Origin of the sequence: Blautia liquoris, from assembly GCF_015159595.1 — a bacterium.
Taxonomy (GTDB): Bacteria; Bacillota; Clostridia; order Lachnospirales; family Lachnospiraceae; genus Novisyntrophococcus; species Novisyntrophococcus liquoris.
Genome location: NZ_CP063304.1, coordinates 242285 through 267140, shown reverse-complemented (window position 1 = coordinate 267140; position 24856 = coordinate 242285). Strand labels below are relative to the sequence as shown.

23 protein-coding genes and 1 tRNA gene are annotated in these 24856 nt (G+C 43.6%); 7 read left to right on the top strand and 17 right to left on the bottom strand.

The window, feature by feature from the left end; genetic code table 11:
- Positions 1-155: 155 nt before the first annotated feature.
- On the bottom strand, positions 156-1391 hold the full coding sequence (locus INP51_RS01285) for a serine hydroxymethyltransferase (protein ID WP_193735960.1): 1236 nt from the start codon (positions 1389-1391) through the stop codon (positions 156-158).
- Between the two features lie 204 nt (positions 1392-1595).
- On the opposite strand from INP51_RS01285, the gene INP51_RS01280 reads away from it, so the two are divergent.
- Positions 1596-2615, top strand: a complete 1020-nt coding sequence (locus tag INP51_RS01280) for a zinc-dependent alcohol dehydrogenase family protein (protein ID WP_193735959.1) — start codon at positions 1596-1598, stop codon at positions 2613-2615.
- A 91-nt stretch (positions 2616-2706) separates the two neighbouring features.
- Here INP51_RS01280 and trxA read toward each other — a convergent pair whose 3' ends face one another.
- Complete coding sequence (gene trxA / locus INP51_RS01275; protein ID WP_193735958.1) at positions 2707-3024, bottom strand: thioredoxin; 318 nt, start codon at positions 3022-3024, stop codon at positions 2707-2709.
- A gap of 201 nt (positions 3025-3225) precedes the next feature.
- Here trxA and INP51_RS01270 point away from each other — a divergent pair, with 201 nt between their 5' ends.
- On the top strand, positions 3226-4287 hold the full coding sequence (locus INP51_RS01270) for a M24 family metallopeptidase (RefSeq protein WP_193735957.1): 1062 nt from the start codon (positions 3226-3228) through the stop codon (positions 4285-4287).
- Between the two features lie 99 nt (positions 4288-4386).
- Here the strand turns inward: INP51_RS01270 and tuf are convergent, their stop codons facing one another.
- The 6 genes from tuf to INP51_RS01240 form a co-directional block, all read right to left on the bottom strand.
- Positions 4387-5580, bottom strand: a complete 1194-nt coding sequence (gene tuf, locus INP51_RS01265; protein ID WP_193735956.1) for an elongation factor Tu — start codon at positions 5578-5580, stop codon at positions 4387-4389.
- Between the two features lie 129 nt (positions 5581-5709).
- Entirely contained in the window at positions 5710-7827 is a 2118-nt protein-coding gene (fusA, locus tag INP51_RS01260; protein WP_193737189.1) for an elongation factor G, read from the bottom strand.
- A 73-nt stretch (positions 7828-7900) separates the two neighbouring features.
- Positions 7901-8371 (bottom strand): 30S ribosomal protein S7, encoded by a 471-nt coding sequence (gene rpsG, locus INP51_RS01255; protein WP_207736890.1) that lies wholly within the window; start codon positions 8369-8371, stop codon positions 7901-7903.
- A gap of 197 nt (positions 8372-8568) precedes the next feature.
- Positions 8569-8982 carry a 30S ribosomal protein S12 gene (gene rpsL, locus INP51_RS01250; protein WP_193735954.1) on the bottom strand — a complete coding sequence of 138 codons (414 nt, stop codon included), beginning with the start codon at positions 8980-8982 and terminating at the stop codon, positions 8569-8571.
- 159 nt (positions 8983-9141) lie between these two features.
- Positions 9142-9705 carry a chromate transporter gene (locus tag INP51_RS01245; RefSeq protein ID WP_193735953.1) on the bottom strand — a complete coding sequence of 188 codons (564 nt, stop codon included), beginning with the start codon at positions 9703-9705 and terminating at the stop codon, positions 9142-9144.
- A complete protein-coding gene (locus tag INP51_RS01240) occupies positions 9692-10447 on the bottom strand; it encodes a chromate transporter (RefSeq protein WP_193735952.1) in 756 nt (251 codons plus the stop codon). The genes INP51_RS01245 and INP51_RS01240 overlap by 14 nt, the downstream gene beginning before the upstream one ends.
- 165 nt (positions 10448-10612) lie before the next feature.
- Between INP51_RS01240 and INP51_RS01235 the strand changes: the two genes are divergently transcribed.
- Positions 10613-11515: a LysR family transcriptional regulator gene (locus INP51_RS01235; protein WP_193735951.1), complete on the top strand. Its 903-nt coding sequence runs from the start codon at positions 10613-10615 to the stop codon at positions 11513-11515.
- Here the strand turns inward: INP51_RS01235 and INP51_RS01230 are convergent.
- From INP51_RS01230 to ku, 7 genes are all read right to left on the bottom strand, one after another.
- Positions 11503-11931, bottom strand: a complete 429-nt coding sequence (locus INP51_RS01230; protein WP_193735950.1) for a MarR family winged helix-turn-helix transcriptional regulator — start codon at positions 11929-11931, stop codon at positions 11503-11505. The two genes, INP51_RS01235 and INP51_RS01230, sit on opposite strands and share 13 nt — an antisense overlap.
- A complete protein-coding gene (locus tag INP51_RS01225) occupies positions 11924-12349 on the bottom strand; it encodes a flavodoxin family protein (RefSeq protein ID WP_193735949.1) in 426 nt (141 codons plus the stop codon). The genes INP51_RS01230 and INP51_RS01225 overlap by 8 nt, the downstream gene beginning before the upstream one ends.
- Before the next feature lie 22 nt (positions 12350-12371).
- Positions 12372-12914 (bottom strand): glutathione peroxidase, encoded by a 543-nt coding sequence (locus tag INP51_RS01220; protein ID WP_193735948.1) that lies wholly within the window; start codon positions 12912-12914, stop codon positions 12372-12374.
- A 190-nt stretch (positions 12915-13104) separates the two neighbouring features.
- Complete coding sequence (locus tag INP51_RS01215) at positions 13105-14025, bottom strand: TDT family transporter (RefSeq protein ID WP_193735947.1); 921 nt, start codon at positions 14023-14025, stop codon at positions 13105-13107.
- A gap of 4 nt (positions 14026-14029) precedes the next feature.
- Positions 14030-14533 (bottom strand): C-GCAxxG-C-C family protein, encoded by a 504-nt coding sequence (locus tag INP51_RS01210; protein ID WP_193735946.1) that lies wholly within the window; start codon positions 14531-14533, stop codon positions 14030-14032.
- A gap of 110 nt (positions 14534-14643) precedes the next feature.
- Positions 14644-17133, bottom strand: a complete 2490-nt coding sequence (gene ligD / locus INP51_RS01205) for a DNA ligase D (RefSeq protein ID WP_331463483.1) — start codon at positions 17131-17133, stop codon at positions 14644-14646.
- Between the two features lie 40 nt (positions 17134-17173).
- The gene (gene ku, locus INP51_RS01200) at positions 17174-17947 is read right to left on the bottom strand and encodes a non-homologous end joining protein Ku (RefSeq protein WP_193735945.1); all 774 of its coding nucleotides are present in this window, start codon (positions 17945-17947) and stop codon (positions 17174-17176) included.
- 179 nt (positions 17948-18126) lie between these two features.
- Between ku and INP51_RS01195 the strand changes: the two genes are divergently transcribed.
- Genes INP51_RS01195 through INP51_RS01185 form a run of 3 tightly spaced genes read left to right on the top strand, consistent with a single transcriptional unit; the run spans position 18127 to position 20016 of the window.
- Positions 18127-18504 (top strand): GntR family transcriptional regulator, encoded by a 378-nt coding sequence (locus INP51_RS01195; protein WP_193735944.1) that lies wholly within the window; start codon positions 18127-18129, stop codon positions 18502-18504.
- Positions 18505-18506: 2 nt separating this feature from the next.
- Positions 18507-19370 (top strand): ABC transporter ATP-binding protein, encoded by an 864-nt coding sequence (locus INP51_RS01190; protein ID WP_193735943.1) that lies wholly within the window; start codon positions 18507-18509, stop codon positions 19368-19370.
- Positions 19363-20016 carry an ABC-2 transporter permease gene (locus INP51_RS01185; protein WP_193735942.1) on the top strand — a complete coding sequence of 218 codons (654 nt, stop codon included), beginning with the start codon at positions 19363-19365 and terminating at the stop codon, positions 20014-20016. The genes INP51_RS01190 and INP51_RS01185 overlap by 8 nt, the downstream gene beginning before the upstream one ends.
- Before the next feature lie 81 nt (positions 20017-20097).
- Here the strand turns inward: INP51_RS01185 and INP51_RS01180 are convergent, their stop codons facing one another.
- Positions 20098-23262 carry an AAA family ATPase gene (locus tag INP51_RS01180; RefSeq protein WP_193735941.1) on the bottom strand — a complete coding sequence of 1055 codons (3165 nt, stop codon included), beginning with the start codon at positions 23260-23262 and terminating at the stop codon, positions 20098-20100.
- A complete protein-coding gene (locus tag INP51_RS01175) occupies positions 23259-24407 on the bottom strand; it encodes an exonuclease SbcCD subunit D (protein ID WP_193735940.1) in 1149 nt (382 codons plus the stop codon). Before INP51_RS01175 ends, INP51_RS01180 begins: the two co-directional genes overlap by 4 nt.
- Before the next feature lie 244 nt (positions 24408-24651).
- On the opposite strand from INP51_RS01175, the gene INP51_RS01170 reads away from it, so the two are divergent.
- A tRNA-Ser gene (locus INP51_RS01170) sits at positions 24652-24739 on the top strand.
- Positions 24740-24856: the final 117 nt, after the last annotated feature.

Genomic DNA, 24856 nt, shown 5'->3' with positions numbered 1-24856 from the left:
AAATGTTCTGTATACTAAAGTCATAAATCAAATAAAGAGTTTAGTAGTCGTTAAAAGTCAGAGAAAAGTCAGAGATAGATGGCTGCCTTGCTCTTTTAGCATAAATTTTCTTTTTCATACCTGCCGGGGATCATGCATCCCCGGCTCTCCTTCTATTACAGCGGATATTTATCCGTAAGGTTTTTAACCAGCTTCTCTGCTTTTTTCTCTCCGCTTTCCCCTTCATAAAGCATAACGGCAATTGCCTGTGCAATCACATCCATATCTCCTGTTTTCATCCCGCGGGTAGTCACGGCCGGAGTACCAAGCCTCAAACCACTGGTCACAAACGGAGACTTAGGATCATTTGGTATAGTATTCTTATTTGCCGTAATGTTCACACTGTCGAGCAGATTCTCCACTTCTTTTCCTGTTTTTCTCATGGGAGCCAAATCAAGCAGCATCAGATGATTGTCCGTTCCGCCGGATACAATCTGAATTCCGCGCTTCACCAATCCGTCACATAAAGCTTTGGCATTTGTCACCACATCTCTCCCATACTGCTGAAATTCATCACTGAGAATTTCTTTAAAACAGACGGCCTTCGCCGCAATCACATGCATCAGGGGCCCTCCCTGGATTCCTGGAAATACGGCTTTATTCAGCTGATGGTCTTTTGCAAATTCTTCTGAAGATAAGATCAGCCCACCGCGTGGTCCGCGAAGTGTTTTGTGGGTTGTAGTGGTTGTCACATGAGCATAGGGAATCGGACTTTCATGCTGCCCGGTCGCAACCAGTCCCGCAATATGAGCCATATCCACCATCAGATATGCACCCACCTCGTCGGCGATTTCCCGGAACCGTTTAAAATCAATTTTTCTGGCATAGGCACTGGCACCTGCCACAATCATTTTTGGTCTGTATTCCTTCGCCAGACGTTTTACCTGATCATAATCCAGAAACCCATGATCATCTACTCCATAGGGCACCGCTTTAAAATAAGCTCCTGAAAAATTAGCCGGACTTCCATGTGTCAAATGGCCGCCATGGTCCAGATCCATGCCCAGAATCGTATCTCCCGGCTTTAAAAGAGCAAAAAACACTGCCATGTTCGCCTGTGCTCCCGAATGCGGCTGAACGTTGGCATACGTACATCCAAAAATCTGCTTTGCACGTTGAATTGCCAGTGTTTCCACCTCGTCAGCATACTGACATCCACCGTAAAAACGTTTTCCCGGGTATCCTTCCGCATATTTATTCGTAAATACACTTCCCATCGAAGCCATGACCGCTTTCGAAACCCAGTTTTCGGAAGCTATCAGTTCAATATGACTGTTCTGACGCTCAAGTTCTTTTTCGATCAAAACCGCAATTTCAGGATCTACCGCTCTTACTTCATCCAAACCGTACATTATCTGACCCTCCTGTAACAATCTATGTATCATTAGCGTCAAAATACCTTTTGACACTTGCATCATATTAGTAGTATACCATATTTCAATTAAAATAAAATGATGGTTTTGTCTGTTTTTCATTGCACCTTGTATGATTTTGACGTATGATACCTATAACAAGGTTCATATTTAAGTTTAACATACAAACAGGAGGGCAATAGGATGAAAGCGGCAGTTTACCAGGGAAAACAAGATTTAACTGTAAAAGAGGTTCCTCTTCGCGATCTAAAGGAGGATGAAGTATTAATTCAGGTAAAGTACTGTGGGGTATGTGGCACCGATATCCATATTTTTAACGGTGACGGAGGTGCTTTTGAGGTCACTCCCCCACTGATACCGGGACATGAGTTTTCTGGTGTGGTCACAAAAGTCGGGAAGAATGTCACTTCCGTCAAGGTCGGCGACCGGGTAAGCGGGGACCCCAATGACACATGCGGAGAATGCTATTATTGCAAGAATGGGAAGGCCCATTTCTGTACAGATATGATCGGAGTCGGGACGACCGTGAACGGCGCGTTTGCGGAATATGTCATCACACACGAAAAGCAAGTTTATTCGTTCTCAGAAGACTTGAGTTTTATGGAAGCGGCTATGGCTGAACCGGTCTCTTGCTGCTTGAACGGAATTGATTTGTGCAATATCAAAGTGGGTTCAACTGTGTTGGTCATCGGAGGCGGACCGATTGGTATGATTATGCTGCAGCTTGCAAAACATGCAGGGGCGGCTAAGCTGATTTTATCAGAACCTGTAGAGGAGAAGCGAACCCAGGCATTGAAATTGGGCGCCACCAAGGTCATCAATCCACTGGAAGAGGATGTGCAAACCGTTCTAAGAAATTATTGTGAAAACGTAGATGTTGTCATCGAGTGTGTCGGCAATATACATACGCAGGAAGATGCCCTAAACTTTGCGGGCAATACAGCTACTGTCATGTTCTTTGGTCTGGCATCTCCAGATGATAGTTTTCCACTCCGGCCGGATCTTGTCTTTAAAAAAGAACTGAAGATCACATCATCTTTCATCAACCCATACACATTTAAGCGGGCTGTCGCGGTGTTGGATTCACACATGATAGATGTAAAAAATCTGATCACAAACATCGTACCGCTTGACGATATCGCAGATGTCTTCACAAAGCCGGAATACCGCAGAACCGGGAAGGTTATGATCAAAGTGTCATAAAAGGAAGAGGGACGGCATCTGTCATGATGCTGTCCCTAATAGGAGAAAGTACATAGAAAACTTTTATCAAACTTTTTCAGTTATAAACTTATTATTTCGCCTCATTGATGAGGTCCCTCAGGCGTTCAATTGGAATCGATCCAACACTCTTATTTACAACCTCGCCCTCTTTTATAAAAAGGACTGTTGGTACGCTCATCACCTGATATCTCTGAGCGAGTTCCATCTCTTCGTCAATATCCACTTTATAAAAAGCCACATCGGTAAATTCTTCAGACGCCTGATCAACAACTGGACTTAAAACCTTACAAGGTCCACACCAGGTTGCAAAAAAATCAATCACCACAAGTTTTCCTTTTTCTTGAATCGCTTCATCAAATTTGTCTTTTTTTAATTGTGTTACTGCCATATCAGTTACCTCCATTTATTAAAAGTCATTTGCTTTTTGTACTAATATCTCTTATGTACTAGTATCTCTTGTTGAGTATAGAATAATACAATTTCAAATAATGTTCTGTGAGTTAGTCACATAGGAAAACGATTGTAAAAGAGATTTTATTGTGCTAAGATGTTCTTATACATAAACCTAAGAAAGGATTGAATCAGATAAATGAGAGATAATGTTAACGGCCTGATAAGCCAGAAAAATATCGATGCACTGTTAATCACCGATCCTTATAATATGCGCTATATCAGCGGTTTTAGAGGCGGCGAAGGTGTTTTATACATTTCCCAAAACCAGCATGTGCTGATCACGGATTCCCGATATACAGAAGCAGCCCAAAAAGAAAGTGATTTCACAGTAACTGAGGAGAACAAAGAACATTCCAGGACCGAACTTCTGAACAGATGCATCAGCCAGGATCATGCCAGGACTCTTGGATATGAAGATTGCTCCATGTTGTGCAGTGATTTTAATAAGTTCGAGAATGAGCTCCATGTTGAAGCTTGGACCCCCATGGGACAATCCGTGAATAAACTTCGTCAGGTTAAGACTCCGGAAGAACTCGATTACCTCAGAAAAGCTGAGAGTATTGGAGATGCTGCATTTTCAGCCATGTTAGGTTATATCAAAGAGGGACAGACAGAGCTTGAAGTAGCTGCCCGTCTTGAATACGAGATGAAGATGAACGGTGCAGAAGGGTTATCTTTTGATTCTATTGTTGCATCCGGTATTCACTCCTCTATGCCTCATGCTGTTCCAAGTGAAAAGAAACTGGAATATGGCGATTTTCTCACTATGGATTTTGGCTGCATCTACAAGGGCTATTGTTCCGATATGACAAGAACCATAGTAATTGGCAAGGCAAATGATAAGCAAAAGGAGATCTATGATATCGTTCTTTGTGCACATAAAGAATCCATGGCTGCAGTAAAACCAGGCATGAAGGGCTGTGAGGTGGACAAAATTGCCAGGGATATCATCACGGAAGCCGGATATGGAGACTGCTTCGGGCACGGACTTGGTCACAGTGTCGGCCTGTTCATCCATGAAGAACCGCGTTTCTCCATGACTGACCAGACAGTCATGAAAGCAAACATGATTGAGACCATCGAGCCTGGCATCTATATACCTGGTTTCGGCGGCGTCCGGATCGAGGACATGATTCTGATCACAGAAGACGGATACGAAGATCTCGCCCATTCACCAAAAGAGCTGATCGAACTATAATTTAAAACAGCAATTAAAAATGCCGCAGTTCTCAATTTTCCAAGAACTGCGGCATTTGTATTACTCCGTTTGATCACAAATTATTTATTTATACAATTATTACTCAATAACTGTAGCAACTCGTCCTGATCCAACTGTACGTCCACCTTCACGGATAGCGAATGTAAGACCCTGCTCCATAGCTATTGGATGAATCAGTTCAATTGTCATCTCTACGTTATCACCAGGCATACACATCTCTGTTCCTTCCGGAAGATTGATAACACCTGTTACGTCCGTTGTTCTGAAGTAGAACTGAGGGCGATAGTTGTTGAAGAAAGGAGTATGACGTCCACCTTCATCTTTTGTAAGAACGTAAACCTGAGCGGTAAACTTTGTATGGCAGGTTACCGTACCTGGTTTTGCAAGTACCTGTCCTCTTTCGATGTCTGTTCTCTGAACCCCGCGAAGCAGTGCACCGATATTATCACCAGCCTGAGCCTCGTCCAGAAGTTTACGGAACATCTCAATACCTGTTACAACTGTCTTACGTGTCTCTTCTTTGATTCCGATGATTTCAACTTCTTCGTTCAGATGAAGTGTACCACGCTCAACACGTCCTGTGGCAACTGTACCACGTCCTGTGATTGTGAAGATATCCTCTACAGGCATCAGGAATGGCTGATCTGTTGCACGCTGTGGATCCGGAATCCAGCTGTCAACAGCATCCATAAGTTCCATAATCTTGTCTCCCCAAGGTCCTTCCGGCTCTTCAATTGCCTTCAGAGCGGATCCCTGAATAATCGGTGTATCATCGCCAGGGAAGTCATACTCGCTTAACAGTTCACGGATTTCCATGTCTACCAGTTCCAGTAATTCTTCGTCGTCAACCATATCGCATTTATTCATGAATACTACGATATAAGGTACGCCTACCTGACGGGAAAGAAGAATATGCTCCTTTGTCTGAGCCATTACACCATCTGTAGCAGCTACAACAAGGATAGCTCCATCCATCTGAGCAGCACCTGTGATCATGTTCTTTACATAATCGGCATGCCCTGGGCAGTCAACATGAGCATAATGTCTGTGCTCTGTCTCATACTCAACGTGAGAAGTAGAAATTGTGATACCACGTTCTTTTTCTTCCGGAGCTTTATCGATATGATCAAAATCAACAGAATCATTACCAGGTACTCTTACAGACAAAACTTTCGTGATAGCAGCTGTCAGAGTTGTTTTACCATGGTCAACATGTCCAATGGTACCAATGTTGCAATGGGGTTTTGTTCTTTCAAATTTAGCCTTAGCCATTTTTAAAATTCCTCCTTAATAGATATGCCTCATACGGGCTTTTAAATTTCTTTATTTTACGCAACCTGCTACCCTTGATTATATTGCATAATCAAAGGTATTGCAAGTGTGTTTTTTGACTTATAATTTCTATTTGCTTACAGCAGACAGAACTTTTTCCTGTACCGACTTCGGAACCTGCTCATATCTGTCGAAGAACATAGAGTAGTTACCACGACCCTGTGTTCTGGAACGCAGATCAGTTGCATATCCGAACATTTCTCCAAGAGGTACAAATCCTCGGATCATCTTTCCTCCGCCGATGTCATCCATTCCTTCGATACGTCCACGACGGGAGTTAATATCACCGATAACATCTCCCATGTAGTCTTCCGGAGTGGAAACTTCCACTTTCATGATCGGCTCCAAAAGTACCGGGGAACCTTTGTGCATAGCATCTTTGAATGCCATAGAGCCCGCGATATGGAAAGCCATCTCTGAAGAATCGACCTCATGATAGGATCCGTCATATACGTTAGCCGCAACACCTACTACCGGGAATCCTCCGAGGATACCGGCTTTCATAGCTTCCTGAATACCCTGATCAACTGCCGGGATATATTCTTTCGGAATAGCTCCGCCGACAACAGAATTCTGGAAGTTGTAGCTTTCTTCCCCATTCGGATCCATGGGCTCAAACTTAACTTTACAGTGTCCGTATTGTCCACGTCCTCCGGACTGCTTGATATACTTGCTGTCAACATCAGCCGGTTTCGTGATGGTCTCTCTATATGCAACCTGCGGAGCACCGACATTAGCCTCTACATGGAATTCGCGGAGCAGACGATCCACGATAACCTCAAGATGAAGTTCACCCATTCCGGCAATAATAGTCTGTCCTGTATCCTCATTCGTATGGGCACGGAAGGTTGGATCTTCTTCTGCAAGTTTTGCAAGAGCCTCGCCAAGTTTTGTCTGCCCGGCCTTTGTCTTAGGTTCAATAGCCAACTCAATAACCGGATCCGGGAATTCCATGGATTCAAGAATTACCGGATGCTGCTCGTCACAGAGTGTATCACCTGTAGATGTAACTTTCAGCCCGATTGCCGCAGCAATCTCTCCTGAATATACGATCTCTCGCTCCTGTCTCTTGTTCGCATGCATCTGAAGGATACGTCCGACACGTTCTTTCTTGTCTTTTGTAGAATTGTATACGTAAGAGCCGGCCTTCATGGTACCAGAATATACTCTGAAGTAGGCCAGTCTTCCTACAAATGGATCAGTCATAATCTTGAACGCAAGAGCTGAAAACGGCTCTTCGTCAGATGAATGTCTGACTACTTCGTTTCCTTCCATATCTGTTCCGTCAATTGGCGGAATATCAATTGGTGAAGGCATATAATCAATAACAGCATCCAAAAGTTTCTGAACACCTTTATTCTTATAAGCGGAACCGCAGCATACTGGAACAGCTGTACCTTCACAGGTGGCTTTTCTCAGAACTGCTTTCATCTCATCTTCAGATGGAATCTCATCTTCCAGATAACGAAGCGTAAGATCATCATCCAGTTCGCAAATCTTCTCAATCATCTCTGCACGATAAAGTTCTGCATCTTCCTTCATGTCATCCGGAATCTCCTCAATCGTGATGTCGTCGCCTCTTTCATCGTTATAGATGTAAGCTCTCATTTCCATCAAATCGATGATTCCAGTAAAGGAATCTTCTTTTCCGATTGGCAGCTGAAGCATAATTGCATTTTTTCCTAAACGAGTCCTGATCTGATCTACGGAACCGTAGAAATCAGCGCCCATAACATCCATCTTGTTGATAAATGCCATACGTGGGACATTGTAAGTGTCCGCCTGACGCCATACATTCTCAGACTGTGGCTCGACACCGCCTTTTGCACTAAATACACCGACTGCTCCGTCAAGCACACGTAAGGATCTCTCTACTTCTACAGTAAAGTCAACATGTCCTGGCGTATCAATAATGTTGATGCGATGTTCCAAAGCACCTGGCTCCGGCTCACCGTCCTTTTCGTGCGTCCAATGACAGGTGGTGGCGGCTGAAGTAATTGTGATACCTCTTTCCTGTTCCTGCTCCATCCAATCCATGGTAGCAGTTCCCTCATGGGTATCACCAATCTTATAGTTAACACCGGTATAGTACAGAATACGCTCGGTAAGAGTTGTCTTACCTGCATCAATATGTGCCATAATACCGATATTTCTGACTCTCTCTAATGGATAATCCCTAGCCAAAATTTTTTCCTCCTGTTTTAGTATGAAACGAGTCGGATTCGGCCAAGACCGGAATCCTTCTCACCTAAAACCTGCATTAGAATCTGTAATGAGCAAAAGCCTTATTTGCCTCTGCCATCTTATGCATGTCTTCTTTTTTCTTAACGGATGCTCCTGTGTTATTCATTGCATCCAGAAGCTCATTGGCCAGCCTGTCTTCCATAGTCTTTTCGCCTCTCTTACGAGAATAAGTCGTAAGCCAGCGAAGTGCTAATGCCTGGCGTCTGTCCGGTCTTACCTCGATCGGAACCTGATACGTAGCTCCACCGATTCGCCTTGCTTTTACTTCAAGAACCGGCATGATATTGTTCATAGCTTCTTCAAAAACTTCAATAGCTGGTTTTCCAGCCTTTTCTTCAACTTTAGCAAATGCACCGTATACAATCTTCTGTGCAACACCCTTCTTACCATCTAACATGATGTTATTGATAAGTTTGGTTACCACTTTATTATTATATAACGGATCTGCTAAAACATCTCTCTTTTGAGTATGTCCTTTACGTGGCACGTTACTTCCCTCCTTAATCATAATTCGATTAGATCTCAGGTACTCACACATATAATGTATGTTCGCACTGGTAAATTCTCTATTAACCTGCAACCGTGAAAGGTTAAGGAACACCGTACAATCATAGATATCTGTGATACAAGAAAATTCGAATATTAGTAAGCCTGCTTAAAGCAGACAAAAGACCTTTGTCTTAATTATTTTTTTGGTCTTTTAGCACCGTATTTGGAACGGGCCTGTTTCCTGTTAGCTACACCTGCAGTATCCAATGTTCCACGGATAATGTGGTATCTTGTACCTGGCAGGTCCTTAACTCTTCCTCCACGAATCAGAACAACACTATGTTCCTGAAGATTATGTCCTTCACCCGGAATATAGCTTGTAACTTCGATACCATTAGAGAGACGAACTCTGGCGATCTTTCTGAGTGCTGAATTCGGCTTCTTAGGTGTCGCTGTCTTTACTGCTGTGCAGACGCCACGTTTTTGTGGTGAAGACAGATCGGATGTTTTCTTTTGCAGAGAGTTAAAGTTTTTCTGCAGAGCCGGAGCATCAGATTTTTTAGATGTGGTCTGACGTCCTTTTCTTACTAACTGATTGAATGTTGGCATTCCTTTTCACCTCCTGATAAAATCTCCGTATAATACGGGGTACCCGGTTGCTTAACTTCTTATTATAAAATTTTGCGCACAAAATGGTCGTACATCTTATGCACGCTCAGATATTATATCCTTAAAAATGTCAAAAGTCAAGGTTTTTTTCAGACTCTGTCATTTTACAAGTAAAACGCCCAGAGCTCCTGCGCCCAGTGTAACCCAAATAGGGTTTATATTCTTTTTATGCACAGCATAAAAACTAAGTGCTGCAATAGAAAGCGAAGGAATACTGATAACCAGAGGATCTGATATCGATTTTGGCATATTGCCGGCCTCCATAATCGAAGTCCCGATAAAAAAGATGAGCGAAGAACACATAATTCCCATCGCTGCAGGTCTGACTCCCCGGATCACTTCGTTTGTCAGTTCATTTTCAGAAAATCTCTTCAGGAGGCTGCTTATAATCAGCATCAAGATAAAGGACGGCAGTATAACGCCAATGGTCGACAGCACAGCTCCCGGTATTTTTCCAATCTGATACCCCACATAACCTGCAGCATTCACTGTCACAGAACCGGGCGTCAGTTCGAACAGGCCAATCAGATTGGCAAACTGTGTCTTCGTTACATCCCATATACCCGACACCTCTTCATATAACAGAGGGACAATCGCATATCCCCCGCCAAAGCTCATAAAACCCAATTTAAAAAATCTTAAAAATAATTCAAGTATTAGCATTTGCCTCTTCCCCTTTCAGTGCCACATGTGGATTTTTTTCTTCTTGTTCGATATTCTTATTTTCGATTTTCTTTCGAATCTGAAATCTGTCATATCGATAACAGATGTAGGATAGGGCAAAAATTCCCCAGAAGACATAGGCAGTCTTATAGTTTATTGCTGATATCACAAGATTACTTCCTAATATAATAGCAGTCCCGACTTTGTTTTTATTTGCCAGAAAATACAAGAACAGAGAACATAAGACTCCACAGGCAATGATATAAACAAAGTTAATGTCAAACACCTGCATCGCTCCAAATGATCCTGCCATAATCACCAGATCGGCCTTAGACTGAAGTACATGTGATCGAAGATCCAGCAGTGCACTTAAGATCAGGCCTACCACTGCGGCACGAACTCCTGTAAAAAAGTGGTCCACATAGATATTGCCATCAATCAAAGGCTCAATTACTACAACCAGGGCAATACAGAGCATCGGAGCCAGTGCTGCGCCCAGGATTGCAAAGACTGCACCCTTGATACCTTCCATGGTTCTTCCAAGGAAAGCCGCACTGTTGATTGTCAGGCTCCCCGGTACGGACTGAGAGATTGATATCATATCCATCAGTTCATCCTCTGTGATCCAGTGATGCTTTTCGACTAACTCTCGCTTAAACAGAGGAAGCATCTCAAGGCCTCCTCCGAAAGTAAACAATCCAATTTTAAAAAAGACTTCAAAGATCGATAATAATTTCTTCAATTCAACATTTCCCCTTTACTCTTATATTTTTTTAGCTGTTGTTTTATGTTGCTTCCCGCTCCTGTTTATGTTACCATTATATACAAAAACATCATAAAGTTAATTTATGAATAATTAATATATCATAAGCTTTTATTATGTTTAGATGGGAAATGAGGTGATCCGATGATTGATACAAAATTGTACACGTTACTTGCTGTCGTCGAATACGAAAGTTATACGAAAGCTGCAGAACATCTGTCACTGACACAGCCAGCTGTAACCCAGCATATCAAGCAGTTAGAGCAGGAGCTGCATGTGAAGCTGTTCAATCGCTCCGGAAACAGGATAAAGCCAACGAGTTCGGGAAATTATGTGATTAGATATGCACGAAGAAATATTGCATTATATGAAAGAATGAAGCAAGAACTTGCTGATGATGAAAGGCAGATAAGACATCTGCGAGTGGGGATTACTCACACCGCAGAGAGCAATGCTGTAGTCGAGGTTCTGGGAAAATACAGTGCGCAAAATCCCGGAACAAATATAAAAATATTTACTAGCTCCATAAATAATCTTTATGACATGTTAAAAAGCTTTGAACTGGATCTGGCTGTTGCAGAGGGAAATATCCCAGACAGCAGTATCAATTCTCTGCTGCTTGATACAGACTCACTGGTCTTGGTTGTCTCTAATAACAATCCTCTTGCCAAAAAGAGAATGGTAACATTGAATGAACTGAAAAAGCAGCCATTAATTCTTCGAAGTTCATCCTCTGATACCAGAAATCTGTTCACAGCAAATCTGGAAAGCCGTAATATCTCACTCGATGATTTTAACGTCATTCTGGAAGTAGACAACATCGCAACCATTAAAGACCTGATCCGCCGCGGTATCGGGGTCTCCATTCTTGCGCGCAGTGTCTGTCTGGATGAACTAAAAAAAGGAAAAATCACGGTTTTGCCGATTGAAAATCTAAGCATGATCCGGGAAATCAATATTCTCTACCACAACGACTTCAGGCATATGGATATTCTGCAGAATATCATGAAAGAATATAACAAAACCGTGAAACACTACACTTCCTGATCCAACACCTTATACAGAAGTTTATACAGGATACCGGCTTCTTCTATAGACAGCGGAATACATCCTTTCATCTTGAGGGGCACTTCCGCTGCCTTTTTCTTTAATTTTTCCCCTTTATCCGTGATCGTTATAATCACTGCACGTTCATCTTTTTCGGAGCGCTCGCGTCTGACATATCCCTTTTTCTCGAGACGCTTTAAAAGCGGCGTCAGCGTGCCGGAATCAAGATAGAGGTATCTGCCCATCTCCTTTACACCAATACTCTGATGTTCCCAGAGAACCATCATGGCGATATACTGAGTATATGTCAGATCAATCTCATCGAGATAAGGCTTATAGCGATTAACAACCTCCTTTGCCGCAGCATAAAGAGGAAAACACAGCTGGTTTTCGAGCTTTAAAATCTGCTCATTCATGGGAATTATCCTCACAGATTCGCTTTGCAAAAGCCTCTGCCTGTTTCAGATCCTCTACATTCGGATGGCCGCTGCCTACCATCATGAATTTACCTTTACACTGAAAAGCATCATCGCTGACCAAAATTCCCTTTGGCTCAAGAATTGCTTTTACCTCAGGCAGCGCTGATTTTTTACTTGCAGCTGTGCCGAATACAGCAACGATCTTCACCTGATCTTTTCTCAGAGCAGAGAGGAAATCGCGCAGTTTACCGTCAATCTTTCCCGCATAGATAGATCCTCCGACAAAAAGAATATTGACCGGTTTTGAAAGATTTGCCTCTTCCACAGAAACCGCCTTCGCAGATGCCCCTTTTGCAACGGCTCCGGCAACCTTCTTCGTATTTCCACTTCTTGAAACATATACAACTTTGTTCATAATTCAATCCTCCCAGAGTTTTTTACAATAGTTTTTCTATATTAGCGGCGATATCTTTTGGCTCTACGGTCGGCTCAAAGCGTTCAATCACATTTCCCTTGCGGTCGATGAGAAATTTCGTGAAGTTCCACTTAATCTGGTTATCCGTATAGCCATCTTTATATCTTCCTTTGAGCATGAGTTCCATACCCTTTGCCTTTAAACCTTTGCCAAGTCCTTTAAATCCTTTTTGTGAAGTCAGGTATTGATACAGGGGAATGGCATTCTCCTCACGTACCTCCACTTTACCTGACAGAGGGAATGTCACGCCATAGCGCACGGAGCAGAATTCCGAGATATCTTTTTCATCTCCTGGCTCCTGTTCCATAAACTGATTGCACGGAAATCCAATCACCTCGAAACCCTGATCTTTATATTTTTGATATAATTCTTCCAGACCTTTATATTGCGGGGTAAATCCACATTTGCTTGCCGTGTTGACAATCAGCAGAACCTTTCCCTCATACTCAGACATCTTTATCGGTTTCTTCTCAATCGAAGTATATTCATAATCATAAACAGACATATTAAAATCCTCCTAACTATTTTCCTCAATTATATTGTGCACAATTATTATAGCTCTCTTATGATCTTGTTGTCAAGGGTTCATCTATAAACTTTTTATGAACTACTTGGCAGTATTTCCGGAAAACAGACGGTTTACTCAAAAAAAGTGAGATATGAAAGTTCCGTCTCTCATGTCTCACTTTTTAATCTTATGATTTTTCCTGCAGCAAAAAAAACAAATATCGCACAATCGCATATACAACCAGAACAACTGCAATCACAGTTTGAAGCAGAACTATATACCGAAGCGCAGGAATCGGTCTTCCCATCTTTATAAGACATGCCATCAGTTGTTTCGACGCAATCGCACTGATTACAAATGGAAAAGTGAACGCCGAAATGCTCGGATAGAATGGTACCTTCAGATAGGTAACCGCTTTGATTAGTGCAAATATGTACAGTATCAAGGCCAATATATACATCGCAATCAGAAATCCATAAGTTTTTGATTCCACGGACTGAATATATCCTGCCACGCAAAGACTTGCAGGTGCTGCATAGATACAGATCAGCGGCTTTGCCGGTTCCAAGACTTCCTTATATTTCGCATAACGAATCGTCACAAGGACAAGCAACACTATTAGTGCAGCAAACCCAAACCAGAATGCCGCTGTTCCCACTCCTGTTCTTTTAAAAGCGGGTGCCGTAATTGAAGCCACAACAATCCCAACATATACAATAAAATAGCTGGCAAACACTTTGGGCATCTGCAGCTTGCATATAAACCTCGCCGTAAAATATATAATCAGCATAAGATGCAGCAAGATTGCCGCAATCCATATAATAAATGCAGCCTGTCCCGCCCATGGTTTGATATAGACACTGAGCAGCATCAATGCCATGGAGAATGTTCCCGCGATACTTGCCATAATCGGATTCTCCAAATCCTTTTTTACGCTGTCCCAATAGAATATCATCTTCAGCAGAAACAGCAGAAGAAATATCCCGGCAATGACTCCACATAAATAGCGGATTCCTTCCGAATAGCTCTGTAGAAGATTACCCAGTGCAGCCGTCCCAAGAGCAACGCCGCAGATCGGCAGGGGAACTTTTTTAATCAGATCCTTCATACCGTCAAGCCTCCTGTGCCGTCTTTATCTCATCCACGTTGGTAAGGCCCAGCTCGCGTACGATGATCTGAGCAGTCTTCCAGGCACACATCCCGGTAAAATGAATACACTGTTCCTTGTGTTCTCCCTTACCCATGTCGAATTCTCTGGTCAGAACCCGGCAGCAGACTGCATTCTTTCCATTCTCTTTCCGAAACCAGTCATGCAGTTCATTCGTCAGTTCCATACACTTTACTGCCTGCGGATCAGCAGGTCCTTTTTTCTCGGTTCTCCCAAAAAACAGACCCAATGTGAGAATGCCTCCGTTTAAGGCCCCACACATACAGCCCGAATGCCCCGCACCGACTGCCATCCCGGTAGCCATGGCAATCACTTGATCCGGGACATCCAATTCAAAATTATCTTTCACTGCGGATACCAGCGCTTCACAGCAGAAGAAACCTTCCCGGAAGTTATTCTTTGCATCCTCCTGTATCTTTTTCAGACTTACTTCTTGTTTTACATGCACAATAACAACTGTCCTTTCTCTTTTGACGCTTGCATCATAATATCACATGCGGACAATAAAAGCAATCGCTATACTTACCAAAAAATATCGAATGACATTGGTTATATAGATCAGTTCCTATTCAGTCTCTGGCTGCTTTCATAGAACCCTGCCCAAGGATCCGGAAACTGTAGTCTCTTGAGTGCCTCTTCCATCGTAATCCCATCAGGATCCACATCCTTTAACTCATCCCACGTAATCGGCATCGATACTCTGGCACCTTTGCGGGCACGAATCGAATAGGGAGCAACACTTGTGGCTCCTCGTCCGTTTCGTATCCAATCGATAAAGATTCTGCCTTTTCGTTTCGCTTTTCTGATATTGCTTGTATACCGATCCGGCCACTGCTGCTCCAAAACCTCAGCTGTCTTTCGCGCAAAACCAGAAAACGACTCCCAGCCGGCACCGGGCTGAAACGGGACAACGATATGATAACCTTTCCCACCACTGGTCTTCAAGTAAGAGGTAAGCGAGAGATCTGTTAAAATATTTCGGATATCCAATACACCCTGACGCACACGCGCAAGGTCCATCCCCTCGTCCGGATCCAGATCAAACACCATCATGTCAGGTTTTTCGAGGTCCTCTGTCCTGCTCCCCCAGGTATGAAATTCTACTGCGTTGTTCTGAACCTGAAGTAAGAGATCGTGTAAGTCATCTATATAGAGATAATCCGACTCTTCGCCGTCATTTTCAGTGATCGTAAGCACCGGAGCCTTTTTATCGGCCGATGCCGGATGTTTCTTAAAAAAGCTTGTCTGTGCGATTCCTTTTGGACAACATACGAGGCTCAAAAGTCTTTTGCTTACATATGGCAGCATCCGTTTGGATACTTTGGCATAGTACTCGGCCATCTCTCCTTTTGTGATGCCATCTTCCTCAAACATCAACTTATCCGGATGGGTAATGATTACTCCCCCAATCTTTCGTGATTCACTGCTGCCGGAAGGGTCAGGCTTTCTGTGAAGCATGGTTTTTTCTGATGCTTTTGCTTCTCTAAACGTATCAGGGCCATCTTGTATTTCCATCCGGACAGAAAGCGGGTCCTTATCCGTCCGCAGCCCGAGAAAACTCGCATGGCGCAAAATATGATCTTTCGTCCACTGCGCAAATTTCACCTCTGCGAGCAGTTTTGGCTTTACCCAGGTTACACGCTCGCCTGATCTGGGTTTTGGTATAGTTAAAAAAGGCGAATCAATTCTTTTTATCATTGAAAACTGTTGTAGAAGCTCCTGTATCTCATCTTCTTTAAATCCAGTCCCCACCCGGCCTACATATAGGAAGCAGTTATCCTGATAAGCTCCCAATAACAGTGAACTGATCTGTCTTGTACTGTCATCGCGAACAGCATATCCTCCGATCACAAACTCCTGTCTCTTCACGCACTTCAATTTAATCCAATCACCATTTCTTGTTCCGCTGTAGACGCAATCCTCTCTTTTTCCGATGATTCCCTCCATTCCCATCTTCTCGGCGGCGGCAAAGCTCTCATTTCCCATATCTCTGACATGACGGCTATAATATAGATTTTCCGGCGCATCTTCCAGCAACCTTTCAAGTTTCTCTTTTCTTTTGGCGAGCGGCAGATCTCTTATATCTGTGCCATCTAAGGCAAGAAGGTCGAATATTATATAAGTCAGATCCTTTTGTTTCTTCTCTCGCAGATAATCCTGCAGTGCCTGGAAATCTGTCCTGCCATTCGAATCTGTCACTGTCATCTCACCGTCCAGAACCAGAGCTCTTCCTTTTGCAAAACTTACAATGGAATGGGCAATATCGGAAAATTTCTCCGTAACGTCCACACCGTTTCTCGTCATCAGGCGAACTTGGTTTCCCTCGGCAAACGCTACGATTCTGTAGCCGTCATACTTCATCTCATACAGCCATCCTTTTTCTTTGGGGACCTGATGTACGAGTTTTGCCAGTTGAACTTTGGTCTGTCGAAAGGGGTTCCTGACTATCTTTTCCTCTGTCCCCTCTTCAATCTCTGCCATCGTCCTGCCCGTTCTCACGCTTGTAGTGAAGTTCTCCAAGCGAAAATCCATACCGGCATACTCATCTCTTTCCTTCAATAAGAGCCAGTTATCTGTTTGTTTATCCCTAGACTTCTGTTCTTTCTTTCCTTTTAGGCGAATCAAAGCCCACTTTCCCCTCAGACGTGTCCCGCTCAGATTCATCTTCACCTGACCTTTGAAAAGCCCCTGTTTCATATCTTCCCTCGGTTCCCAGAAACCCTCATCCCAGAGCATGACCGTTCCGCCGCCGTACTCACCTTTTGGAATCGTGCCCTCAAAGTTGCGATACTCCAAAGGATGATCCTCCACATGAACGGCCAATCGCTTGTCACGTGTATCATAGGAGGGCCCTTTGGGCACCGCCCAGGAGAGCAGAACACCATCCCATTCCAGGCGAAAGTCATAGTGGTCATGACTTGCCATATGGTGCTGAACAACAAATCGAAACCCGCCTGAGTGTTCATTTCTCATGGGGTAATTTGCACTTTCGGGCTCATAGGAGCGGTCAAAATTTCTTTTCTGCCGATATTCACTGATTTTGTCCATAATCATCCTCTCTCTTTTGATACACGCGGGCTGTTAATTCTCATGCTGTCTCTTTTTCTTTTTTTGCATTTGCAACGCTTACTTTTAAGGCCTCCATCAGGTCAATCACCTTAGACGGGCCTTCATCCTGCGGTGCGACGACCTCTTTACCGGAAATCTTAGTCTCAATCAGGCCGCGCAGTTTCGCCTGATATTCATCTTTATATTTTGATGGTTCAAAAGGCGTATCCATCGAATCAATTAAAGTCTTCGCCATCTTTAGCTCTTGATCAGAGACTTCCGGTCTCGTATAGGACTTTTGAAGCTCTTTCACTTCATCGGCATAGTACATCGTTGATAACAGCATCCCCTCTTCTCTGGGGATAATCGCCATCAGCGTATCCTTCGTTCCCATAACTGTCTTTCCGATTGCAATTTTTTGTTCTGCCATCAAAGCAGTGCGCAGGAGTTCAAAGGCCTTTTCGCCTCCGGCCTCCGGGACAATCTGATACGTCTTCTCATAATAAACAGGTGAGATCTGATTCAGATTAGCAAAATGAAGGATCTGAATCGACTTTTCCTTCTCTGTCTTTATCTGTTCGATTTCCTCATCGGTAATTACGACAAACTGATCCTTGTCGTATTGATAGCCCTTCACGATATCCTTCGATGTAAGTTCCTTTCCACAGTGTGCACAGGTTTTCTTATATCGAATTCGGCTATTATCTTCCTTGTGCAGCTGATTAAAATGAATATCATGATCTTGTGTCGCTGTGAGCATCGCTATCGGGATCGCGACCATCCCGAAGCTGATCACTGATTTTCTTGAGAACATAATGATACACCTCCAGTCATAGTGTTTCCCGACCAGTACTGAGGTATGCAAAGAATGCTCCATCGAATTGCTGCTAGCTATTTCATTTTTTCCTTGACAAACTCATAATAGTGATTATACTGTATATATATGTATATATACAGTTGTTTAATTTTACGAAAGGATTTCATTACTATCAAATGAAAATAATCGTATCGAACCGATCGGAACTTCCGATCTATGAACAGATTAAATCGCAGATCAAGGAAGCAATCTTCTCCGGAAATCTTGCCGAGGGAGAGCTTCTGCCTTCCATACGTCAGCTTGCGAGGGATCTGAAAATCAGTGTCATCACAACAACCAGAGCTTATAATGATCTGGAGGAAGAAGGATTTATCACCAGTGTACAGGGCAAGGGAAGTTATGTCCTGCCGCAGAATAAGGAAATGGCACGGGAAAATACACTGAGAAAGATTGAGTTATCATTAAATGATGCGATTGGCACAGCGAAGGCCGGAGGCATCACAAAGGAAGAGGTCATCCGGATGTTGAACCTCTTATATCGGGAGGGGGAATAAGAATGGAGTATGTATTAGAAGTTACTAGTCTGGAAAAACAATATGAAAATTTCTCCGTAAAAAATATTTCTTTTAAAGTACCAAAGGGCTACATCATGGGATTTATCGGCCCGAACGGAGCCGGCAAAACAACGACAATCAAAACAATTCTTGGCATGCTGAACATTTCCAGCGGGAATATAAAGCTTTTTGGAAAAGACAGCCAGGGCATGAACGGGCAGTTCAACGATAAGATCGGCATTGTGATGGATACTCCTTATTTTGCGGAGGACTGGAACGCATCCGATATTGAGACGGCTGTTTCACCTTTTTACCAACATTGGAACAGTGAAACTTATGCATCGCTGCTTGAAAAGTTTTCTATTGACCGCAAGAAAAAATTAAGGGATCTCTCGCGTGGAATGAAGGTCAAACTCATGGTCTCGGTTGCCCTCTCACATCATGCCACCTTTCTGGTTCTGGATGAGCCGACAAGCGGACTGGATCCTGTCGCCAGAGAGGAACTCTGTGATCTGCTAAGCGAATTTGTGACAGATGAAAACAATAGTGTCCTATTCTCAACACATATCACTTCAGACCTTGAGAAGATCGCAGACTATATTACTTTCATTCTGAATGGTGAAATCGTTTACACAGGGCTCAAAGATGATCTGATGGAAAACTACTCGCTTGCGAAAGGAAGCCTTTATGAGATCAATGAGGAACAGCGAAAACTTCTCATCGGCGCAAGAGAATACAGCACTGGCTTCGAGGCAATGGTCAAAACTTCTGATATCAGGAAACTGCCAAATGAGCTGCTGACGGAACCGATCACGCTTGACGAGATTATCGTATTCATGAACAAGGAGGGAAAAACCGATGAATAAAACACTGTCATTTCTGAAGTTGGATTATGTAACACTGCGACCTTATGTGACTATGAAAAACCTGTTCATCATGATAGCAGTTGCATTGTTTTTCACAGTACAGTCGAATACCTCCTCCATTTCCATCCTGATGGCTTATGGATTCATGTTTACCGGATACCCCTTTGCCGTAGGCGAAAAATGCAATATGGATGAACTGTATATTTCGCTGTCCATCTCCCGAAACGCAGTCGTGGGCGGCCGGTATCTGTTCACAATTCTGATGGAACTTTGCCTTGGTGTATTCGCATGCCTTGTATCCGTCCTGCTATCTCTGCTTCTCCATAGACCGATTGAAGCAAGAGAAACCTTAATCGTGGTAGTCACCTTATTCTTCGTGCTTAGTTTTCTTCAGACTCTTCAGCTGCCTGTTTTCTTCAAGATGGGATATGCCAAGGGAAAAATGATGACATACATGCCTCTGATGGTGCTGGCATTCCTGATTATCGTGATTTCGAAACACGTAAGCAAAGTTCTGAGCCGTTTCATAGAATGGCTTTCCAAAAATCCAGTAACTGCAATAACCTCCGGAATATTGATATGGCTTTTGACTGTGCTGATCTCATATCAGATTGCATTGAAATTATATAAGAAGAGAGACTTTTGATATTGGAGAACAATCTGTATAATAAATCCGACAGAATAACGAGTGTAAAAATCTCGGACTGTCGGATTTAAATGTTCACTCTCAGCTGCGAATATGAATCGAGCTTCCCTTATTGCTCTTTTTTATAATGACCTGTCTGTCAATCCGTTCTTTCAGCTCGCTGACGTGCGAAATAATTCCCACCAGGCGGTTTCCATCAGCAAGTCGAGCCAGTGTCTGTATCGCCTGCTCCAAAGACTGTTCGTCCAGTGCACCAAATCCCTCATCGATGAACAGTGTATCGATCTCGACACCGCCGGCATGACCTTGAATCACGTCTGAGAGTCCTAACGCCAGAGATAAAGATGCCTTAAAAGATTCTCCGCCGGACAGCGATTTCACAGAGCGGAGACGTCCGGTGTAGTGGTCCATCACATCGATGTCAAGACCTGTCTGCGAACGAAAATCAGAAGCACTTTCACGGCGGACAAGTTCATATCGTCCATTTGTCATTTCCCGCAGGCGTTTGTTCGCCTCCATCAGAATCTGACGGAAATATGCTGCCTGAACATACTGTTCAAATGCAAGCTTCTGTTTTCCCGAAAGTTCGCCGTTCGCTGTTTTTGAAAGATCCGAAATCAGAAGATATTTTTTCGTATACTCCGAAAAGTTCTTCCTGACCTTTTCCAGTGACTTTAGAATCAATTCGTTATTGCCAAGTCTGGAAAGTACCTTTCGGAACTCTCCGTCAATTTTTTCTTTTTCCTGTTCGGTCTGAACCTTTTGCGCCATAAGCCTATCCAGATCCTGTCTTTCTTTTCCCTTTGTTTCTATTTCAAGCCTGCCAAGTTCCTGCACGATCGATTTTTGATCATCTTCGAATTTTCGGATTCTGTTTTCCGATTCACGGATCTCATCTTCCGTCTTTTTTGCAGCCTGATACGAAGCTTCATTCTTGAATCCGACCGCAGTCAATCTCTCCTGATAGAGCAAAAAGGCTTTCTTCTTTAATCTTCCTGTTTCCGTGTATTGTTCCACTTTATCCCCCAACAAAAGCCGGTTGCTGTTATGATCATTTCGAAGATCATAGTAAGCTTTTTCTGCTTTCTGAAAATCGTCTTTTTGCCTTTTCAGCTCCTTTTCCCATCCCATCATCTGTTCTTTGGCCTGCTGCCTGTCCTCATATTCAAGAGAAGATTGTATATTTTTCAACTCCCCGGCTTTAGAATCCGCTTCGAATGAAACGTGTGTCTTCTCTTCGTCCACCTCTGACCTTCTGGCTTCATTCTCCTGTAGCTGCCGCTCTGTAAGAGCCAACTGTTCTTTATGAGCTTTTTTATCCCTGATGCTTCTCTGACACATCTTCTTTCTCTGCACATATTCCTTTGTGAGTTCACTACATCTGAGCATCTGAGCATCCAATAACTGCTGCAAATTCGTCAGTCGTTCTGAATTGAACATCCCTTCTGTGCAAAATTCCCCTTCCGAAAACAGCTTTTCCACCATTTGTTTCAGCTGCTCCCCTGCCAGATCCGTCTCAGCTGCTTTTGCTGCTGCCTTACGACTGCAATCTTGCATCTTTTCGCGGGAATTCTCCGTTCTTTTTCTGAGCATTAGCAGTTCGGCCTCGCTCGGAGCGCTGCCTGCTATGACTGCCTTTGCCGGATGTTCTGTAGATCCACAGACCGGACATGGAGTTTTGTCTTCCAGTTTCTCCGCCATAATTCCCGCCTGCTCACGGTAAAATGCCATCTCATTCTCATCATAGATACGGCTGTCCTTTCTGAATTGATCTTGCGCTTTTTGAAAATCTTTCTGCAGTTTTCCACTCTCCTGTTTCATTTTCAAAAGGTTATCCACATGGCTCTTCACATTATCCAGATGTTCCGACTTTGTTTGAATCTGTTCGGACTCCTGTTCACATCTTGCCAGCTGAATCTCCAAATTCGACATTTGCTCAAGTGCTGCACGCAATTCATCTTTTTGAATCTTCATTCTTTCCTTCTGTCTCAAAAGACTTTCCTGCTCATCCAACAGATCCGCTCTCTTCTTTGCAAGCGTTCTCAACTGATCTTTCAGTAAATCCGCCTGATCATATGCAGGAAGCATCTTCGCAAGATGATCCATCGCCGAAGCCAGTTTTTCACGCTCCGGCGCTCTTTCTGTCTGTTTTTTGTATTCATCCCCGGCAAGATTCATCTGTCCGGACAGCACCGAGATCTTCTCTTGCAAAACGTCGATTTCCTCTTTCAGCTTGTCCTCTTTCTCCTGCTCGCGGAGAAAATCTTTCTCCAGCGGATATATTGTATACCGCGCATGTTTGGCATCCTCCAGATCCTTTTTCTGACGCATATGATCATCCCGGTGACTTAGCATCTCTTCCTCTTTTTTTCTTGCCGTATCCCTCTGATCAAAAAGTTGATTCAATGCAGTTGCCGCCGCAATCACTGTAATCTGATCCGATAGTCTTCTCTGGGAATCTTTTAGCTTCTCTCTTAGATTCTCCTGCAGTGAACGATCCTTTTTGACCAGTTTCTTTACTTGTTCAAACAGTTCATCCGAATCATGAATGGCTGCGTCTTTAAGCTGCGTCTGGAACTTAGTCCCCCATTCGTCTTCCGAACATGACACAAGAGAAAAATACTGCATAATTTCATTTTGCGCATCCTCACAATTTCTTTTGGCATCCCGTTCTCTCTCTTTTAAAAGCCTTCCTGCCAACTGATACAGTTCCGTGCCGAACACCCGGTGAAAGATATCTCCACGCTCCTTGCTGTCCGCAAGAAGAAGCTTTAAGAATTCTCCTTGAGCGAGCATAGCAATCTGTTTAAACTGTTTATAATTGATGCCAAGAAGGTCCGTGATTTTTGCCGTCACATCGCGAAATCCGGTGATCACAGTTCCATCCGGCATTTCCAGCACTGCATCGGCATTCTCTGCTGTCGTCCCCTCGCCGCTCTTTTTGGGGCGCAGATACCTTGGATTTCGGATCACTCGATAAGTCTTTTGCCTGTGCAAAAATGTCAGCTCTACATAAGTTTTCATCTCTGGCTCGGCGAAATCACTTCGCATCGTGTCCGTTGTGCGGATATCACCGCTCGCCTCCCCATAAAGCGCAAATGCAATCGCATCGAAAATGGTTGTCTTTCCCGCCCCGGTATCCCCCGTGATCAGAAACAAACCCTGACCGCCAAAGGTCTGCAAATCCAGCTCTGTTTTGCCTGCATATGGGCCAAATGCACTCATCGTGACGTGTAAAGGCTTCATCGTTCTCCCCCCGCTTTCTCGAAGATATCTTTCATGATTGTGATCTGTTCTGCCGATAGTTCTACATGATTCTGCAGTTTATAAAAATCTGCAAAAAGTTCCATCGTGCTCTTTTTCGCCGCTTCCCGTGCAAACGCATCCTGCTCATCCGATGCCTGCCTGCTTCTTTTGTTGTCAAAGTCAAGTGCCATCAGATTCGGATATACTTTTCGTATCTGACCTATGGCATCGTAGATCTCATCTTCATCGGTAAGCGTGGCATGAATATAATCCTGTGAGAACGCAGCGTCCTTTCTTCCAACACACAAAAGCTCCTCAATCGGTCCTTGAATCTCACGGAGATCGCGGAGCGGTTTCAGCGGAATCAGATCATACTGTACGTTCCCCTTTTCAGCAAGCCCGATCATCACCACAGATTTGTGATGCCTTGCCTCCGAAAAGGAATATTTGAGCGGTGACCCTGCATAGCGAATGGTATCCCTTCCAATTCTCTGCGGGCCATGCAGATGTCCCAAAGCCACATAGTCAAAATCTTCAAAGACAGCAGAATCAATATTGTCCAATCCACCAATCGAGAATACTTCTGAGTCCGACTGCTCCGGTTTTTGACCGCCGGCACTTATAAACTGGTGCGCGATCAGAATATTTCGCTCATTCCTGTCAACATTGCTGTCATCAATCACTGCTCGGACTGCCTGCTCATACGTCTCGATTGTCTCATCATAAAAAGGCCTCACAGATGCCGGTTTTACGAAGGGAAGCATATAGATATTCACAGGTCCATATTCATCGGAAAGTGTGACTTTCCAAAGGTGCCCGTTAAATACCCCGGCAATATATAGTTCGTCTTTTTGCATGATCTGACTGCCAAAGCCGAGTCGCTCCGGTGAATCGTGATTGCCGCTGATCACAAAAACCGGGTGCCTGTAAGACATCAATTCCGTCAGAAATTCGTCCAAAAGTTCCACCGCCTCCGCCGACGGCTGGCTCTTATCATAGACATCCCCGGCGATTAATATTCCATCTGGTTTTTCCCGTTCCACAACCGCAAGAATCTGATCCAGTATATACCGTTGATCCTCGATCATACTGAATTCATTGACCCGTTTGCCGATATGAAGATCGGCTATATGTAAAAAACGCATGCCCTCACACTCCTATTATCATTTTCACAGTCTGCCTGCCGTTCATATATTACACTTTAACATATTGCGGTGCGCAAAAAAAGAGCATGAAAACAATCGGACCAGAAAAATCACACGATATCTGTCAAAAAAATAAGACAGGACGCGAAGGACGCGAAATTTCAGTTTTTATATTGACTATGAGGCCAAATACCCTTATAATAAAATACGTTGTCTGACGTGATCAGATGATATGTATGAATTCGGAGTGGTATCGAAGAGGTCATAACGAGCCTGACTCGAAATCAGGTCGTCGGTTTTCCGGCGCGTGGGTTCGAATCCCACCCACTCCGTTTGAGAATCCAGTCCCCAAACGGCTTCTGTCGCTTGGGTATTTTTTGTTTTATCACAATTTCCAAAGCCTGTATGAAGCACCTACAGTGCTTTTGACACTTATTGGTATAACGTGT

Coding starts and splice junctions, on each gene's coding strand:
- INP51_RS01285 (WP_193735960.1), bottom strand. CDS start 1,391: ATGTACGGTTTGGATGAAGTAAGAGCGGTAGATCCTGAAATTGCGGTT.
- INP51_RS01280 (WP_193735959.1), top strand. CDS start 1,596: ATGAAAGCGGCAGTTTACCAGGGAAAACAAGATTTAACTGTAAAAGAG.
- trxA (WP_193735958.1), bottom strand. CDS start 3,024: ATGGCAGTAACACAATTAAAAAAAGACAAATTTGATGAAGCGATTCAA.
- INP51_RS01270 (WP_193735957.1), top strand. CDS start 3,226: ATGAGAGATAATGTTAACGGCCTGATAAGCCAGAAAAATATCGATGCA.
- tuf (WP_193735956.1), bottom strand. CDS start 5,580: ATGGCTAAGGCTAAATTTGAAAGAACAAAACCCCATTGCAACATTGGT.
- rpsL (WP_193735954.1), bottom strand. CDS start 8,982: ATGCCAACATTCAATCAGTTAGTAAGAAAAGGACGTCAGACCACATCT.
- INP51_RS01245 (WP_193735953.1), bottom strand. CDS start 9,705: ATGCTAATACTTGAATTATTTTTAAGATTTTTTAAATTGGGTTTTATG.
- INP51_RS01235 (WP_193735951.1), top strand. CDS start 10,613: ATGATTGATACAAAATTGTACACGTTACTTGCTGTCGTCGAATACGAA.
- INP51_RS01230 (WP_193735950.1), bottom strand. CDS start 11,931: ATGAATGAGCAGATTTTAAAGCTCGAAAACCAGCTGTGTTTTCCTCTT.
- INP51_RS01225 (WP_193735949.1), bottom strand. CDS start 12,349: ATGAACAAAGTTGTATATGTTTCAAGAAGTGGAAATACGAAGAAGGTT.
- INP51_RS01220 (WP_193735948.1), bottom strand. CDS start 12,914: ATGTCTGTTTATGATTATGAATATACTTCGATTGAGAAGAAACCGATA.
- INP51_RS01215 (WP_193735947.1), bottom strand. CDS start 14,025: ATGAAGGATCTGATTAAAAAAGTTCCCCTGCCGATCTGCGGCGTTGCT.
- ligD (WP_331463483.1), bottom strand. CDS start 17,133: ATGGACAAAATCAGTGAATATCGGCAGAAAAGAAATTTTGACCGCTCC.
- ku (WP_193735945.1), bottom strand. CDS start 17,947: ATGTTCTCAAGAAAATCAGTGATCAGCTTCGGGATGGTCGCGATCCCG.
- INP51_RS01195 (WP_193735944.1), top strand. CDS start 18,127: ATGAAAATAATCGTATCGAACCGATCGGAACTTCCGATCTATGAACAG.
- INP51_RS01190 (WP_193735943.1), top strand. CDS start 18,507: ATGGAGTATGTATTAGAAGTTACTAGTCTGGAAAAACAATATGAAAAT.
- INP51_RS01185 (WP_193735942.1), top strand. CDS start 19,363: ATGAATAAAACACTGTCATTTCTGAAGTTGGATTATGTAACACTGCGA.
- INP51_RS01180 (WP_193735941.1), bottom strand. CDS start 23,262: ATGAAGCCTTTACACGTCACGATGAGTGCATTTGGCCCATATGCAGGC.
- INP51_RS01175 (WP_193735940.1), bottom strand. CDS start 24,407: ATGCGTTTTTTACATATAGCCGATCTTCATATCGGCAAACGGGTCAAT.